We start from the raw sequence: 16,277 nt of genomic DNA, 5'->3' as shown, positions 1-16,277 counted from the left end.
ACCTTGACGATGCCGCGCTCGACACGACCGGTCACCACGGTGCCACGGCCGGAAATGGAGAACACGTCTTCGATCGGCATCAGGAACGGCTGATCCACGGCACGCACCGGCTCAGGGATATAGCTATCCAGAGTCTCGACCAGCTTGCGCACAGCGGAAACGCCGATACCGTTGTCGTCCTTGCCTTCCAGCGCCATCAGTGCGGAGCCGATGACGATCGGGGTGTCGTCGCCCGGGAAGTCGTAGGTGGACAGCAGATCGCGAACTTCCATTTCGACCAGCTCGAGCAGCTCGGCATCGTCCACCATGTCGGCCTTGTTCAGGAACACGACGATGTAGGGAACGCCTACCTGGCGGGACAGCAGAATGTGCTCGCGGGTTTGCGGCATGGGGCCGTCGGCAGCCGAGCAAACCAGGATAGCGCCATCCATCTGGGCAGCACCGGTGATCATGTTCTTCACATAGTCAGCGTGACCGGGGCAGTCCACGTGAGCGTAGTGACGGATCGCCGAGTCGTATTCTACGTGCGAGGTATTGATGGTGATACCACGAGCCTTCTCTTCCGGCGCATTGTCGATCTGGTCGAAGGCGCGAGCGGCACCACCCCAGGTCTCAGCGCAAACCTTGGTCAGAGCGGCAGTCAGAGTGGTCTTGCCATGGTCCACGTGACCGATGGTGCCAACGTTGACGTGCGGTTTGTTACGTTCGAATTTTTCCTTAGCCACGACAGTAAACCTCTTGCTAAAAGGGCTGAATCAAGCTTGCTTTTTAACCAGCGCTTCGACGATGTTCGACGGAGCTTCGGCGTATTTGGAGAATTCCATGGAGTAGCTCGCGCGACCCTGGGACATGGAACGTACGTCGGTAGCGTAGCCAAACATCTCGCCCAGCGGAACCTCGGCGCGAATGACCTTGCCGGAGACGGTGTCTTCCATGCCCTGGATCAGACCACGACGGCGGTTCAGGTCACCCATCACGTCGCCCATGTAATCCTCAGGAGTCACTACCTCTACCTTCATGATCGGCTCGAGGACCTTGCCGCCGCCCTTCTGGGCCAGCTGCTTGGTCGCCATCGAGGCAGCGATCTTGAACGCCATCTCGTTCGAGTCGACGTCATGGTAGGAACCATCGAACACAGTTGCCTTCAGGCCGATGAGCGGATAGCCGGCGACGACGCCGTTCTTCATCTGCTCCTCGATACCCTTCTGGATCGCCGGAATGTATTCCTTCGGAACCACACCACCCACGACTTCGTTGGTGAAGACCAGACCTTCGGTGATATTGCCCTTCTCGTCCACGTCCGGAGCCGAGAAGCGAATCCAGCAATGACCGAACTGACCGCGACCACCGGACTGACGAACGAACTTGCCTTCGATCTCGACATTGTCCTTGGAGATGGTTTCGCGGTAGGCCACCTGCGGCTTGCCGATGTTGGCCTCGACGCCGAACTCGCGCTTCATGCGGTCGACGATGATATCCAAGTGCAGCTCACCCATACCACCGATGATGGTCTGGCCGGACTCTTCGTCGGTCTTGACGCGGAACGACGGGTCTTCCTGGGCCAGCTTGCCCAGAGCGATACCCATCTTCTCTTGGTCAGCCTTGGTCTTCGGCTCGACAGCTACGTGAATAACCGGCTCCGGAAAGTCCATGCGCTCGAGAACGATCGGCTGCTCCGGATCGCACAGGGTGTCGCCAGTGGTGACGTCCTTCATACCGATCAGGGCCGCGATGTCGCCGGCGCGCACTTCCTTGATCTCGTCACGCTGGTTGGCGTGCATCTGCACCATACGACCAACGCGCTCTTTCTTGCCCTTCACGGAGTTGATGACCGACTGACCGGACTCCAGAACACCGGAGTAGACGCGCACGAAGGTCAAGGTACCGACGAACGGGTCGGTAGCGATCTTGAACGCCAGCGCGGAGAACGGCGCATTATCGTCGGCATGACGCTCGTCTTTCGGCGCCTCGTCACCTTCATCGATGTGATCCGGATGGATACCCTGGATCGCCGGAATCTCGGTCGGAGCCGGCAGGAAGTCGATGACCGCGTCGAGAACCAGGGGCACGCCCTTGTTCTTGAACGAGGAGCCGCAGACCGCCGGAACGATCTCGCAGGCGATGGTACGCTGGCGCAGGCCGGCCTTGATGTCCTCGACGGACAGGTCGCCCTCTTCCAAGTACTTGTTCATCAGCTCTTCGTTGGCCTCAGCAGCAGACTCGACCATGTTGCTGCGCCACTCGTTGGCCAGGTCCACCAGCTCGGCAGGAATTTCTTCCTCGCGGTAGGAAGTACCCTTGTCGTCTTCGTTCCAGTAGATGGCCTTCATCTTCAGCAGGTCGACCTGCCCCTGGAAGTCATCCTCGGCACCGATGGCCAGCTGAACCGGAACCGGGGTGTGCCCCAGGCGATTCTTGATCTGACCGATGACGCGCAGGAAGTTGGCGCCGGCGCGGTCCATCTTGTTCACGTAAACGATACGCGGAACGCCGTACTTGTTGGCCTGACGCCATACGGTTTCGGACTGCGGCTCAACGCCGGAGGTGCCACAGAACACCACGACAGCACCGTCCAGCACGCGCAGGGAGCGCTCCACCTCAATGGTGAAGTCCACGTGACCGGGGGTATCGATCACGTTTACGCGGTACTTATCGTACTGGCCGCGCGAACCTTCCCAGAAGGTGGTGATCGCCGCGGAGGTAATGGTGATACCACGCTCCTGCTCCTGCACCATCCAGTCGGTGGTAGCAGCACCGTCGTGCACCTCACCCATCTTGTGGCTGAGACCGGTGTAGAACAGGATCCGCTCGGTGGTGGTAGTCTTACCGGCATCCACGTGGGCGCAGATACCGATATTGCGGTAGCGGTTGATTGGAGTAGTACGGGCCACGGTAGGGTCCTCGCTAGATGAAAGCGCTTCTTAGAAACGATAGTGCGAGAAGGCCTTGTTCGCCTCTGCCATGCGGTGCACGTCTTCACGCTTCTTAACAGCAGCGCCCTTGCCTTCGGCAGCGTCGAGCAGCTCTCCAGCAAGACGCAGGGCCATGGATTTCTCGCCACGCTTGCGGGCGGACTCCACCAGCCAACGCATTGCTAGAGCATTGCGACGGGACGGACGAACTTCGACCGGAACCTGATAGGTCGCGCCACCTACGCGGCGGGACTTCACTTCGACCAGCGGAGCGATGGCGTCGAGTGCTTTTTCGAAGAGTTCCAGGGGATCGCTGTTCTTGCGCTCTTTAACTTTCTCTAGTGCCCCGTACACGATACGCTCGGCAACGGCTTTCTTGCCGCTTTCCATAACGTGGTTCATGAACTTGGCAAGGATCTGGCTGCCGTACTTCGGATCGTCAAGAATCTCGCGCTTGGCTGCTACACGACGTCTTGGCATTGATAAGCCCTCAAACGGTCTTCAGGTTAGCTCGGAACGGTAACGATTCCGTTACGCCCGACCTTACTCTTATCGACTCAATAAATAGAAAAATGGATTACTTCGGACGCTTGGCGCCGTACTTGGAACGACCCTGCTTACGGTCTTTAACGCCGGAAGTATCCAGGGAACCACGCACGGTATGATAACGCACACCCGGAAGGTCCTTCACACGACCGCCGCGGATCAGAACGACGCTGTGCTCCTGCAGGTTGTGACCTTCACCGCCGATGTAGGAGGTGACTTCATAACCATTGGTCAGACGCACACGGCAGACCTTACGCAGTGCGGAGTTCGGTTTTTTCGGCGTAGTGGTGTACACGCGGGTGCACACACCACGACGCTGCGGGCAGTTCTGCAGCGCCGGCACGTCGCTTTTTTCGACCATGCGCTTGCGCGGCTGACGTACCAGCTGGTTGATAGTTGCCATCTACTAGCTCCACTGTTGTCTTTCGACATAAACAAAATGGCAGAGCGGACCGCCCTGCCAAATTTAGGGGTGCACAAGTCTAAAGAGACTGCCATCCCCCGTCAAGGCAAGGCCCGGGAGCACTCCCAGGCCTTGGCACTCAATTGCCGCTGATGTTCAGCGCTTCGGTGAGGGCTGCTTCAACCTCTTCTGCGCTCACCCGAACCGGCTTCTCGGCATCACGCTTGCGCTTACGCTCGCTGTGATAAGCCAGACCGGTACCGGCCGGAATCAGGCGACCGACGACTACGTTTTCCTTCAAACCACGCAGATAGTCGCGCTTGCCGGTGACCGCCGCTTCGGTGAGGACACGGGTGGTCTCCTGGAAGGAAGCTGCCGAGATGAAGGACTCCGTGGACAACGACGCCTTGGTGATACCAAGCAGGACGCGGTCGTACTTGGAGACGAACTTGTCCTCAACAACCAGACGTTCATTTTCCTCCAGCACCTGGGTCAGCTCCATCTGATCACCCTTGATGAAGCTGGAGTCGCCGACCTCGGTGATCTCAACCTTGCGCAGCATCTGACGCAGGATGGTCTCGATGTGCTTGTCGTTGATCTTCACCCCTTGCAGGCGATATACGTCTTGGATCTCGTTGACGATGTACTTGGCCAGCGCACTGACGCCCAGCAGGCGCAGAATGTCGTGCGGATTACTCGGGCCGTCCGAGATCACCTCACCGCGGTTCACCTGTTCGCCTTCGAAGACGTTGAGGTGGCGCCACTTCGGAATCAGCTCCTCGTACGGCTCGCTACCGTCCGTCGGAGTGATTACCAGGCGACGCTTGCCCTTGGTTTCCTTGCCGAAACTGATGGTGCCGCTGATTTCCGCCAGGATCGAGGGCTCCTTGGGACGACGGGCCTCGAACAGGTCGGCAACCCGCGGCAGACCACCGGTGATGTCGCGGGTCTTCGAGGTTTCCTGAGGAATACGGGCGATAACGTCACCCACGTTCACCTCGGCACCGTCAGCCACACCAACCAAGGCGTTAGCCGGCAGGAAGTACTGAGCCGGCACGTCCGTACCCGGCAGCAGCAGTTCCTTGCCATTGGCATCGACCAGCTTCACTGCAGGACGGATGTCTTTGCCTGCGGCAGGACGATCCTTCGGATCCATCACCTCGATGTTGGTCAGACCGGTCAGCTCGTCAGTCTGGCGCTTGATGGTGATGCCTTCCTCCATCCCGACGAAGGTCACTGTACCCTTCATTTCGGTAACGATCGGGTGAGTGTGCGGGTCCCACTTGGCAACCACTGCGCCCGGATCGACCCTGTCTCCCTCTTTGATGGAAATCACCGCACCGTATGGCAGCTTGTAGCGCTCGCGCTCGCGACCGAAGTCGTCCGCCACGGCCAGTTCACCCGAGCGGGATACGGCAACCAGGGCGCCATCGATACGCTCGACGTGCTTCAGATTGTGCAGTCGGATGGTACCGCCATTCTTCACCACGACGTTGTCGACAGCCGAGGTCCGACTTGCCGCACCGCCGATGTGGAAGGTACGCATGGTGAGCTGGGTACCCGGCTCACCGATGGACTGAGCAGCGATGACGCCGACCGCTTCCCCGATGTTAACCTGATGTCCGCGGGCCAAATCGCGACCATAACACTTGGCACAGATGCCATAACGGGTCTCGCAGGTGATCGGCGAACGCACGACCACTTCGTCGATGCTGTTCAGTTCGATGAACTCGACCCACTGCTCGTCGATCAGAGCGCCAGCCGGCACCAGGACCTCATCGCTGCCGGGCTTGAGCACGTCTTTGGCGATGACACGGCCCAATACTCGCTCACCGAGCGGCTCGACCACGTCGCCGCCCTCGATATGCGGAGTCATGAGCAGGCCCTGATCGGTACCGCAGTCGACCTCGGTCACAACCAGATCCTGCGCCACATCGACCAGACGACGAGTCAGGTAACCCGAGTTCGCGGTCTTCAGTGCGGTATCTGCCAGACCTTTACGAGCACCGTGGGTGGAAATGAAGTACTGCAGTACGTTCAGACCCTCGCGGAAGTTCGCCGTGATGGGGGTCTCGATGATGGAGCCATCCGGCTTGGCCATCAGACCGCGCATACCAGCCAGCTGACGGATCTGTGCCGCGGAACCCCGCGCACCGGAGTCGGCCATCATGTACATGGAGTTGAAGGACTCCTGCTCGACCTCATTACCCTTGCGGTCGACAACCTTCTCTTTCGAGAGGTTGGACATCATCGCCTTGGATACTTCGTCGTTGGCCTTCGACCACAGGTCGATCACCTTGTTGTACTTCTCGCCCTGGGTCACCAGGCCCGAGGCGTACTGGCTCTCGATCTCCTTCACCTCGTCGGTGGCCGCATCGATGATGCGAGCCTTTTCGTCCGGAATGACGAAATCGTTCACGCCGATCGACACGCCGGACAGGGTGGAGAAGGCGAAACCGGTGTACATCAGCTGGTCAGCGAAGATAACGGTCTCCTTCAGACCAACCGTGCGGTAGCAGTGGTTGATCAGCTTGGAGATCGCCTTCTTCTTCATCGGCTGGTTGACCACATCGAACGGCAAGCCTGCCGGAACCACCTGGAACAGCAAGGCACGACCGACAGTGGTGTCGACGATACGGGTGTTCTTCACCAGGCTTCCGTCTTTCTGCTTGACGGTCTCGCGGATGCGCACCTTGACCTTGGCATGCAACGAAGCCTCACCGGCACGGAACACCCGGTCGACCTCCTGCAGATCGGCGAATACGCGGCCCTCACCCTTGGCGTTGATCGCTTCGCGGGTCATGTAATAGAGACCCAGCACCACGTCCTGCGACGGCACGATGATCGGCTCGCCGTTGGCCGGGGACAGGACGTTGTTGGTCGACATCATCAGCGCACGGGCTTCCAGCTGTGCCTCGAGGGTCAGCGGAACGTGCACGGCCATCTGGTCGCCGTCGAAGTCGGCGTTGTACGCGGCGCACACCAGCGGGTGCAGCTGAATTGCCTTGCCCTCGATCAGCACCGGCTCGAATGCCTGGATGCCCAGACGGTGCAGGGTCGGTGCCCGGTTCAGCAACACGGGATGTTCGCGGATGACATCGGCCAGAACGTCCCAGACCTCGGGCAGCTCGCGCTCGACCATCTTCTTTGCCGCCTTGATGGTGGTAGCCAGACCACGGGCTTCCAGCTTGCCGAAGATGAAGGGTTTGAACAGCTCGAGAGCCATCTTTTTCGGCAGACCGCACTGGTGCAGGCGCAGGGTCGGACCTACGGTGATCACCGAGCGGCCCGAGTAGTCGACGCGCTTGCCGAGCAGGTTCTGACGGAAACGGCCCTGCTTACCCTTGATCATGTCGGCCAGGGACTTCAGCGGGCGCTTGTTGGAGCCGGTGATGGCTCGACCGCGACGGCCGTTGTCCAGCAGTGCGTCCACTGCTTCCTGCAGCATGCGCTTCTCGTTGCGCACGATGATGTCCGGCGCAGCCAGATCGAGCAGGCGCTTCAGGCGGTTGTTACGGTTGATCACCCGGCGGTACAGATCGTTCAGATCCGAGGTCGCGAAGCGGCCACCATCCAGCGGAACCAGCGGCCGCAGATCCGGCGGCAGCACCGGCAGGACGGTCAGAATCATCCACTCGGGCAGGTTGCCCGAGCCCTGGAAGGCCTCCATAAGCTTCAGCCGCTTGGACAGCTTCTTGATCTTGGTTTCCGAGTTCGTCTGCGGAATCTCTTCGCGCAAGCGGCCGATCTCGTGTTCCAGATCGATCTGATTGAGCAGCTCGCGTACCGCTTCGGCGCCCATGCGAGCGTCGAAGTCATCGCCGAACTCTTCAAGAGCCTCGAAGTACTGCTCATCATTCAGCAGCTGCCCCCTCTCCAAGGTGGTCATACCCGGATCGATTACCACGTAGCTTTCGAAATAAAGCACGCGCTCGATGTCACGCAGGGTCATGTCCAGCAGCAGACCGATGCGGGACGGCAGAGACTTGAGGAACCAGATGTGGGCGACCGGCGAGGCCAGCTCGATGTGCGCCATGCGCTCACGGCGCACCTTGGCCAGAGCCACTTCGACACCGCACTTCTCGCAGATCACGCCGCGGTGCTTCAGGCGCTTGTACTTGCCGCACAGGCACTCGTAGTCCTTCACCGGACCGAAGATCTTGGCGCAGAACAGGCCGTCGCGCTCCGGCTTGAAGGTACGGTAGTTGATGGTCTCCGGCTTTTTCACCTCACCGAAGGACCAGGAGCGGATCATCTCGGGCGAAGCCAAACCGATACGAATGGCATCGAACTCTTCGAGTTGACCTTGGTTTTTCAGAAGATTCAGAAGGTCTTTCAAAGCCTTTCCTCCTCACGGACCGGCGGCCTCGCGGATCGGGATCCGGGGCCGCTCAGGCGGTGCGTGGTTATTCGGTTTCCAGTTCGATGTCGATGCCGAGCGAACGGATTTCTTTGATCAGCACGTTGAAGGACTCGGGCATGCCGGCCTCCATGCGGTGATCACCGTCGACGATGTTCTTGTACATCTTGGTCCGGCCGTTCACGTCGTCAGACTTCACAGTCAGCATTTCCTGCAGGGTGTAGGCGGCACCGTAAGCTTCCAGCGCCCAGACCTCCATCTCCCCGAAGCGCTGACCGCCGAACTGCGCCTTACCGCCCAGCGGCTGCTGGGTGACCAGGCTGTAGGAACCGGTGGAGCGAGCATGCATCTTGTCGTCGACTAGGTGGTTCAGCTTCAGCATGTACATGTAGCCTACGGTCGTCGGACGCTCGAAGCGGTTGCCGGTACGGCCGTCGTACAGGAACATCTGACCGCTCTCGGGCAGATCGGCCAGCTTCAGCATGGCCTTGATCTCGGTTTCCTTGGCACCGTCAAACACCGGGGTAGCCATGGGCACGCCCTTACGCAGGTTGTTCGCCAGATCGAGGATTTCCTGATCGCTGAAACTGTCCAGGTCTTCCTTCCTGCGACCGCCGATCTCGTTGTAGATCTGGCTCAGCAGTTGCCGTAGCTCGGCGAGCTTGCGTTGCTCCTCGAGCATGCGGTTGATCTTCTCGCCCAAGCCCTTGGCCGCGAGGCCCAGGTGGGTTTCGAGGATCTGTCCGACGTTCATCCGCGACGGCACGCCCAGCGGGTTGAGCACGATGTCCACCGGGACGCCGCTCTCGTCGTGAGGCATGTCTTCGACCGGCATGATCACCGAGACCACACCCTTGTTACCGTGACGACCGGCCATCTTGTCGCCCGGCTGAATGCGGCGCTTGATCGCGAGGTAGACCTTGACGATCTTCAACACGCCCGGCGCCAGATCGTCGCCCTGCTGCAGCTTGCGCTTCTTGTCCTCGAACTTGTCATCGAGCAGCTGACGACGATCGGAGAGATAGGCCTGAGCCTTCTCCAACTGCTCGTTGAGTGCATCGTCGGCCATACGCAGCTTGAACCATTGGCCATGCTCCAGGCCATCGAGGACCTCGACGGTAATTTCGGTGCCCTTCTTCAGGCCGGCGCCACCCTCGCAGACAGCGCCAACCAGAGCTGCGCGCAGACGCTCGAAGGTTGCTCCCTCGACGATGCGGAATTCCTCGTTGAGGTCCTTGCGGATCTCGTCCAGCTGCATCTTCTCGATCGCCAGTGCACGGGAATCGCGCTCGACGCCGTCACGGGTGAAGACCTGAACGTCGATAACAGTGCCCTTGGTGCCGGTCGGCACCCGCAGGGAGGTGTCCTTAACGTCGCTGGCCTTCTCACCGAAGATCGCACGCAGCAGCTTCTCTTCGGGAGTCAGCTGGGTTTCGCCCTTCGGAGTGACCTTGCCGACCAGAATGTCGCCAGCCTGCACTTCGGCCCCGACGTACACGATACCGGCTTCGTCCAGCTTGTTCAGCGCCGCCTCACCGACGTTCGGGATATCCGCAGTGATCTCCTCCGGACCGAGCTTGGTGTCGCGCGCCACACAGGTCAGTTCCTGGATGTGGATGGTGGTGAAGCGATCTTCCTGTACCACGCGCTCCGACAGACAGATGGAGTCCTCGAAGTTGAAGCCGTTCCAGGGCATGAACGCCACGCGCATGTTCTGCCCGAGAGCCAACTCGCCCATGTCGGTGGAGGGACCATCGGCCATGATATCGCCGCGCGCGACCACGTCGCCCTTGCTTACCAGCGGACGCTGGTTGATGCAGGTGTTCTGGTTGGAGCGGGTGTACTTGGTCAGGTTATAGATGTCGACACCTGCTTCGCCGGTCTCGACCTCGTCATCATTGACACGAACCACGATGCGCGAAGCATCGACCGAATCGATCACACCACCACGGCGCGCCACGACGCAGACACCGGAGTCACGGGCGACGTTCCGCTCCATGCCGGTACCAACAAGCGGCTTGTCAGCGCGCAGAGTCGGGACGGCTTGACGCTGCATGTTCGAGCCCATGAGGGCACGGTTGGCGTCGTCGTGCTCGAGGAACGGAATCAGCGAGGCCGCAACGGACACCACCTGGCGCGGCGAGACGTCCATCAGGGTGACGTCTTCCGGCGCCTTGACGGTGAACTCATTCAGATGACGCACGGCCACCAGCTCGTCGACCAGACGGTTGTTCTCGTCCATGGTCGCCGAAGCCTGGGCGATCACATGGTCGGCCTCTTCGATGGCGGAGAGGAACACGATCTCGTCGGTCACCAGACCATTTTTCACCACCCGATACGGGCTCTCCAGGAAGCCGTACTGATTGGTGCGCGCATAGGCTGCCAGAGAGTTGATTAGACCGATGTTCGGACCTTCAGGAGTCTCGATCGGACACACGCGGCCGTAGTGGGTCGGGTGCACGTCGCGGACTTCGAAGCCGGCACGCTCGCGGGTCAGACCACCCGGGCCGAGTGCTGATACACGGCGCTTGTGGGTGATTTCGGAGAGCGGGTTGTTCTGGTCCATGAACTGCGACAGCTGGCTGGAGCCGAAGAACTCCTTGACCGCCGCGGCAACTGGTTTGGCGTTGATCAGGTCCTGAGGCATCAGGCCTTCGCTTTCGGCCATGGACAGACGTTCCTTGACCGCGCGCTCGACACGCACGAGGCCAACGCGGAACTGGTTCTCGGCCATCTCGCCGACACAGCGTACGCGACGGTTGCCCAGGTGGTCGATGTCATCGACGATGCCTTTGCCGTTACGGATGTCGACCAAGGTCTTGAGTACATCGACGATGTCCTCGCGACTCAGCACGCCAGCCCCTTCGATTTCGGTGCGGCCAATACGGCGGTTGAACTTCATGCGGCCTACAGCCGACAGGTCGTAGCGCTCCGCACTGAAGAACAGGTTGTTGAACAGGGTCTCGGCAGCATCCTTGGTCGGCGGCTCGCCCGGCCGCATCATGCGATAGATCTCGACCAATGCCTCAAGTTGATTGGTGGTCGAATCGATCTTCAGCGTATCCGAAATGAACGGACCACAGTCGATATCGTTGGTGTACAGGGTCTCGATGCGAACGACCTGCGCCTTGGCGATCTTCACCAGAAACTCGGTAGTCAGCTCGGTGTTGCACTCCGCAATGATCTCCCCAGTGGCCGGGTGCACGATGGCCTTGGCCGTGGTACGACCAATGACGTAGTCCAGCGGGACGTCCAGCTGAGTGATGCCAGCCTTTTCCAACTGGTTGATATGGCGGGCAGTAATACGGCGCCCCTGCTCGACGATGACCTTGCCGCTCGCATCCTTGATGTCGAAGACTGCGATTTCACCACGAAGGCGTTGCGGGACGAGCTCCAGACTGAGTCCCTGCTCGTTCACATGGAACACGTTGGTAGCATAGAAGATATCCAGGACTTCTTCGGTGCTATAACCGAGCGCGCGCAGCAGGACCGAGGCCGGCAGCTTGCGGCGCCGGTCGATGCGGACGAACACGGCATCCTTCGGATCGAACTCGAAGTCCAACCAAGAGCCGCGGTAGGGGATGATCCGCGCGGAGTACAGCAGCTTGCCCGAGCTATGAGTCTTGCCACGGTCGTGATCGAAGAAGACGCCCGGGGAACGATGCAACTGGGAAACGATGACGCGCTCGGTACCGTTGATGATGAAGGTACCGTTTTCGGTCATTAGGGGGATTTCCCCCATGTAGACTTCCTGCTCCTTGATGTCCTTGATCGCCTTGTTGGACGATTCCTTGTCGAAAATGATGAGGCGAACTTTCACACGCAGCGGTACGGCGAAGGTCACCCCCCGCAGTACACACTCTTTGACATCGAAGGCCGGCTCGCCCAAACGGTAGCCAACGTATTCCAAGGCAGCATTGCCGGAATAGCTGATGATCGGGAAAACGGACTTGAAGGCCGCATGCAGGCCGACGTCACGGAGCTGATCCTTGCCAGCCCCCGCCTGCAGGAATTCGCGATAGGAATCCAGTTGGATGGCCAGGAGATAAGGCACATCCATGACGTCCGGCAACTTGCTAAAGTCCTTGCGGATACGTTTTTTCTCAGTGTATGAGTAAGCCATCAGCGTTCCCCAGCTTGGTCACCTGCTTGTTTGGCCCCTCCGATGGGAGTTGCCAGAAAATCATGCAGACCGATTGGCCTGCGCCACCCATCGAATTGGTGGTACGTCATCGGCATAGGCTACTAGCCAGCTACCCATAACGGAAAAAGGCCGGTGGCATTTGCCACCAGCCATCAGCCTCAAGCGAACCGCCCGGGCTGTAGACGCAAAGTCGTCGCTTACTTGAGCTCGACTTTGGCGCCAGCTTCTTCCAGAGACTTCTTGGCGGCCTCGGCTTCTTCCTTGGACACGCCTTCCTTGACCACACCAGGAGCGCCGTCAACCACTGCCTTGGCTTCTTTCAGGCCCAGGCCGGTCAGTTCACGAACGACCTTGATCACGTTCACTTTCTTGTCGCCAGCCTCAGCCAGGACAATGGTGAATTCGGTCTGCTCTTCAGCAACCGGAGCAGCAGCAGCCGGGCCAGCAGCAACGGCAGCAGCAGCGGTAACGCCGAACTTCTCTTCCATCGCCTTGATCAGTTCGACGATCTGCATGACGGACATTTCGGATACGGCGTTGATGATGTCTTCGTTGGTCAGAGCCATGACTCTAATTCCTGTATTAGGTGAGTGGCCATAACGGCCATCAAATTAACAATAGGCTGGAAAGAAATCTGTCGCCCACTTAGGCGGCAGCACCTTCTTTCTGGTCGCGAATAGCCGCCAAAGTACGAGCCAGCTTGCTGGTAGCGCCCTGAATGACGCTCATCAGTTGTGCAACGGCTTCGTTGTAGGTCGGCAGGCTTGCCAGCACGTCGATCTGGTTGGCTGCGAGGAACTGTCCCTCGAATGCAGCGGCCTTGATCTCGAACTTGTCCTGACCCTTGGCGAACTCTTTGAAGATACGGGCAGCAGCGCCCGGATGCTCATTGGAGAAGGCGATCAGGGTCGGGCCTTTGAACACGTCGTTGAGGATCTCGAATTGAGTACCTTCAACAGCGCGGCGAGCCAGGGTGTTACGTACGACTCTCACGTACACACCAGCTTCGCGGGCCTCTTTACGGAGTCCGGTCATGGCCCCCACGGTCACGCCACGGGCATCGGCCACGACAGCGGACAGGGCAGCTTTGGCAGCCTCGTTGACTTCAGCGACGATGGCCTTCTTGTCTTCGAGTTTGATTGCCACGGGTTTAACTCCTGGATGTTACCGGTTCGCCCAGCTACGCCGGACGCATTTTGGTGTCTGATTCGGTACGAATCGGGAGCACCATCTGCGTAGGCTGGTGTTTTAAGGCTTGCGCCGCCTACGGTCTTGGATAGCCCCCGCCAGGCAGGGACCCCAATTAGTTGGCGCAGTGGGAAGCCCCACTGCACCTGCATTAAGCTTCCAAGGAGGCTTGATCGATGACCAGACCTGGGCCCATGGTGGTGCTGAGAGTTACGCGCTTGACGTATACACCCTTGGATGTTGAGGGCTTCAGCCGCTTCAAATCAGCCATCAGGGCCTCTACGTTCTGCTTCAGCTTGGCCGGCTCAAAGTCGACCTTACCAACGGAGGCATGGATGATGCCGTTCTTGTCCGTACGGAAGCGTACCTGACCGGCTTTGGCGTTTCTCACCGCAGTAGCTACGTCCGGGGTAACGGTGCCTACTTTCGGGTTCGGCATCAAACCACGAGGACCGAGAACTTGCCCCAACTGACCCACGACACGCATCGCGTCCGGGGAGGCGATGACTACGTCGTAGTTCAGATCGCCGCCTTTCATTTCGGCAGCCAAATCGTCCATGCCTACGCGATCGGCCCCGGCAGCCAGAGCAGCTTCTGCAGCCGGCCCCTGGGTGAACACTGCAACGCGGACACTCTTACCAGTGCCGTTCGGCAGCACAGTGGCTCCACGCACAACTTGATCGGATTTACGCGGATCGACGCCAAGGTTGATGGCGATATCCACGGATTCCTTGAACTTGGTGGTCGAGAGCTCTGCCAGCAGAGTAGCGGCATCCTCGAAGCCATATTGCTTGCCCGCCTCAACCCTAGCAGCAATCGCCTTCTGGCGCTTAGTCAGCTTAGCCATTACAGACCCTCCACGTTCAAACCCATGCTACGTGCAGAACCAGCGATGGTACGCACAGCAGCTTCCAAGTCAGCAGCAGTCAGATCTGCCTTCTTGGCTTTGGCAATCTCTTCCAACTGGGCCCGAGTAACGGTGCCGACCTTCTGAGTGTTTGGACGAGAGGAACCACTGGCGATGCCAGCGGCCTTTTTCAACAGAACCGAAGCCGGGGTACTCTTGGTTTCAAAAGTAAAGCTGCGATCACTATAAACAGTAATGATTACGGGAGTCGGCAGACCGGGTTCCATACCCTGAGTCTTAGCGTTGAACGCTTTGCAGAACTCCATAATGTTCACACCGTGCTGACCCAGTGCAGGGCCAACTGGCGGCGAAGGGTTAGCCTGACCGGCTTTAACTTGCAGCTTGATATAAGCCGTAATTTTCTTAGCCATTTATCACTCCAATTGCGGGTACAAGCGCCCTAGCCTAGGGCTCCCCGTTTGCTTTCGCGTTTACCCCAGTGACGACAAAACCCCGCAGTTTTCGACTGCGGGGTCAGAGGTACAGATTCAGCTACGCCTTCTCGACCTGACTGAATTCAAGCTCCACCGGCGTAGAGCGCCCAAAAATGAGCACTGCGACTTGAATGCGGCTTTTTTCGTAATTGACCTCTTCGACAACACCGTTGAAGTCCGCAAAAGGCCCATCAATGACTCGCACCACTTCGCCCGGCTCAAACAGCGTTTTGGGTTTCGGCCGATCACCACTATCAGCGACCCTACGCAGAATAGCCTCAGCCTCTCGCTCCGTAATAGGAGCTGGCTTATCGGCTGTTCCACCGATAAACCCTAGAACACGCGGCGTATCTTTGATCAGGTGCCATGTCCCCTCATTCATCTCCATCTGAACAAGTACGTAGCCCGGAAAAAACTTCCGCTCGCTTTTGCGCTTCTGGCCGTTGCGCATCTCCACTACTTCTTCAGTAGGAACAAGAATCTCGCCAAATTGGTCCTCCATGCCCGCCAGCTTGACACGCTCAATCAGAGAGCGCATCACATGCTTCTCGTAACCCGAATAGGCATGAACAACGTACCAACGTTTAGCCACGGCGCACCTTTAACCAACAATTAAGGAGACTAACCAACCGAGCAGAGAGTCAAGCCCCCAAAGCACAAGAGCCATAACTAAAACGACAGCAACCACTATCAGAGTGGTTTGAGTCGTTTCCTGCCGAGTAGGCCAGACAACCTTACGAATTTCGGCACGCGCATCTTTTACCAACAAAAAGAAGGCCTGCCCCTTAGCAGTCTGAAGCGCAAGAAAAGCAGCCAGCGCAGCCAGAGCCAACAAAGCGATGACGCGATATAGAACCGGCGCAGCTGAGTAGAACTGATTGCCGACCACGCCAACCGCAACCAAGACCACCACAGCAAGCCACTTCAGCAGCTCAAAGCGCGATTCTTTGGCCTCAGCTTTGGCATTCATCCAGGAAACCCTATAAAGAAAATGCCAGATTCATCACTACCCAGAATCTGGCAGGCCAGGAGGGAATCGAACCCCCAACCTGCGGTTTTGGAGACCGCCGCTCTGCCAATTGAGCTACTGGCCTATAACTGTGATCAGGCCGACCATTATGCCGGCCCTATAATAAAATTGCAACCGATTACTCGATGATTTTAGCAACCACGCCGGCGCCGACGGTGCGACCGCCTTCGCGGATGGCGAAGCGCAGGCCGTCTTCCATGGCGATCGGAGCGATCAGGGTGACGGTCATCTTGATGTTGTCACCCGGCATCACCATTTCGACGCCTTCCGGCAGCTCGCAGTTGCCGGTCACGTCGGTGGTACGGAAGTAGAACTGCGGACGGTAGCCCTTGAAGAACGGGGTATGACGCCCC

The 16,277-nt window shown here is 58.9% G+C and carries 13 protein-coding genes and 1 tRNA gene; all 14 read right to left on the bottom strand.

Annotated elements, in window-relative coordinates:
• Window positions 1-725, bottom strand: a 725-nt coding sequence (locus ACFOJE_RS05930; RefSeq protein WP_377813354.1) for an elongation factor Tu, incomplete at its 3' end; no start/stop codon positions are given.
• A 30-nt stretch (window positions 726-755) separates the two neighbouring features.
• A complete protein-coding gene (fusA, locus tag ACFOJE_RS05925) occupies window positions 756-2,891 on the bottom strand; it encodes an elongation factor G (protein WP_377813365.1) in 2,136 nt (711 codons plus the stop codon).
• A 30-nt stretch (window positions 2,892-2,921) separates the two neighbouring features.
• Window positions 2,922-3,392: a 30S ribosomal protein S7 gene (gene rpsG, locus ACFOJE_RS05920; protein WP_377813364.1), complete on the bottom strand. Its 471-nt coding sequence runs from the start codon at window positions 3,390-3,392 to the stop codon at window positions 2,922-2,924.
• Window positions 3,393-3,489: 97 nt separating this feature from the next.
• Entirely contained in the window at window positions 3,490-3,861 is a 372-nt protein-coding gene (rpsL, locus tag ACFOJE_RS05915) for a 30S ribosomal protein S12 (protein ID WP_071873522.1), read from the bottom strand.
• A gap of 139 nt (window positions 3,862-4,000) precedes the next feature.
• Window positions 4,001-8,200, bottom strand: coding sequence for a DNA-directed RNA polymerase subunit beta' (gene rpoC, locus ACFOJE_RS05910; RefSeq protein WP_377813363.1), 4,200 nt, complete (start codon window positions 8,198-8,200; stop codon window positions 4,001-4,003).
• A gap of 67 nt (window positions 8,201-8,267) precedes the next feature.
• Window positions 8,268-12,344, bottom strand: coding sequence for a DNA-directed RNA polymerase subunit beta (rpoB, locus tag ACFOJE_RS05905; RefSeq protein WP_377813362.1), 4,077 nt, complete (start codon window positions 12,342-12,344; stop codon window positions 8,268-8,270).
• A gap of 218 nt (window positions 12,345-12,562) precedes the next feature.
• Window positions 12,563-12,931: a 50S ribosomal protein L7/L12 gene (gene rplL / locus ACFOJE_RS05900; protein WP_377813361.1), complete on the bottom strand. Its 369-nt coding sequence runs from the start codon at window positions 12,929-12,931 to the stop codon at window positions 12,563-12,565.
• Between the two features lie 79 nt (window positions 12,932-13,010).
• Complete coding sequence (gene rplJ, locus ACFOJE_RS05895) at window positions 13,011-13,511, bottom strand: 50S ribosomal protein L10 (protein WP_377813360.1); 501 nt, start codon at window positions 13,509-13,511, stop codon at window positions 13,011-13,013.
• 193 nt (window positions 13,512-13,704) lie between these two features.
• On the bottom strand, window positions 13,705-14,400 hold the full coding sequence (gene rplA, locus ACFOJE_RS05890; RefSeq protein WP_377813359.1) for a 50S ribosomal protein L1: 696 nt from the start codon (window positions 14,398-14,400) through the stop codon (window positions 13,705-13,707).
• Entirely contained in the window at window positions 14,400-14,831 is a 432-nt protein-coding gene (gene rplK / locus ACFOJE_RS05885; RefSeq protein ID WP_377813358.1) for a 50S ribosomal protein L11, read from the bottom strand. The genes rplA and rplK overlap by 1 nt, the downstream gene beginning before the upstream one ends.
• Window positions 14,832-14,952: 121 nt before the next feature.
• Window positions 14,953-15,486 (bottom strand): transcription termination/antitermination protein NusG, encoded by a 534-nt coding sequence (gene nusG, locus ACFOJE_RS05880; protein WP_377813357.1) that lies wholly within the window; start codon window positions 15,484-15,486, stop codon window positions 14,953-14,955.
• A 9-nt stretch (window positions 15,487-15,495) separates the two neighbouring features.
• On the bottom strand, window positions 15,496-15,864 hold the full coding sequence (gene secE, locus ACFOJE_RS05875) for a preprotein translocase subunit SecE (protein ID WP_377813356.1): 369 nt from the start codon (window positions 15,862-15,864) through the stop codon (window positions 15,496-15,498).
• A 48-nt stretch (window positions 15,865-15,912) separates the two neighbouring features.
• Window positions 15,913-15,988, bottom strand: a tRNA-Trp gene (locus tag ACFOJE_RS05870).
• Window positions 15,989-16,042: 54 nt separating this feature from the next.
• A partial coding sequence (locus tag ACFOJE_RS05865; RefSeq protein WP_377813355.1) for an EF-Tu C-terminal domain-related protein occupies window positions 16,043-16,277 on the bottom strand: 235 nt, incomplete at its 5' end.

The organism is Azotobacter bryophylli (assembly GCF_042643485.1).
In the GTDB taxonomy this organism is placed as follows: Bacteria; Pseudomonadota; Gammaproteobacteria; order Pseudomonadales; family Pseudomonadaceae; genus Azotobacter; species Azotobacter bryophylli.
Note: the sequence above shows the minus strand (reverse complement) of the source record. Positions and strands in the feature narration are given on the sequence as shown.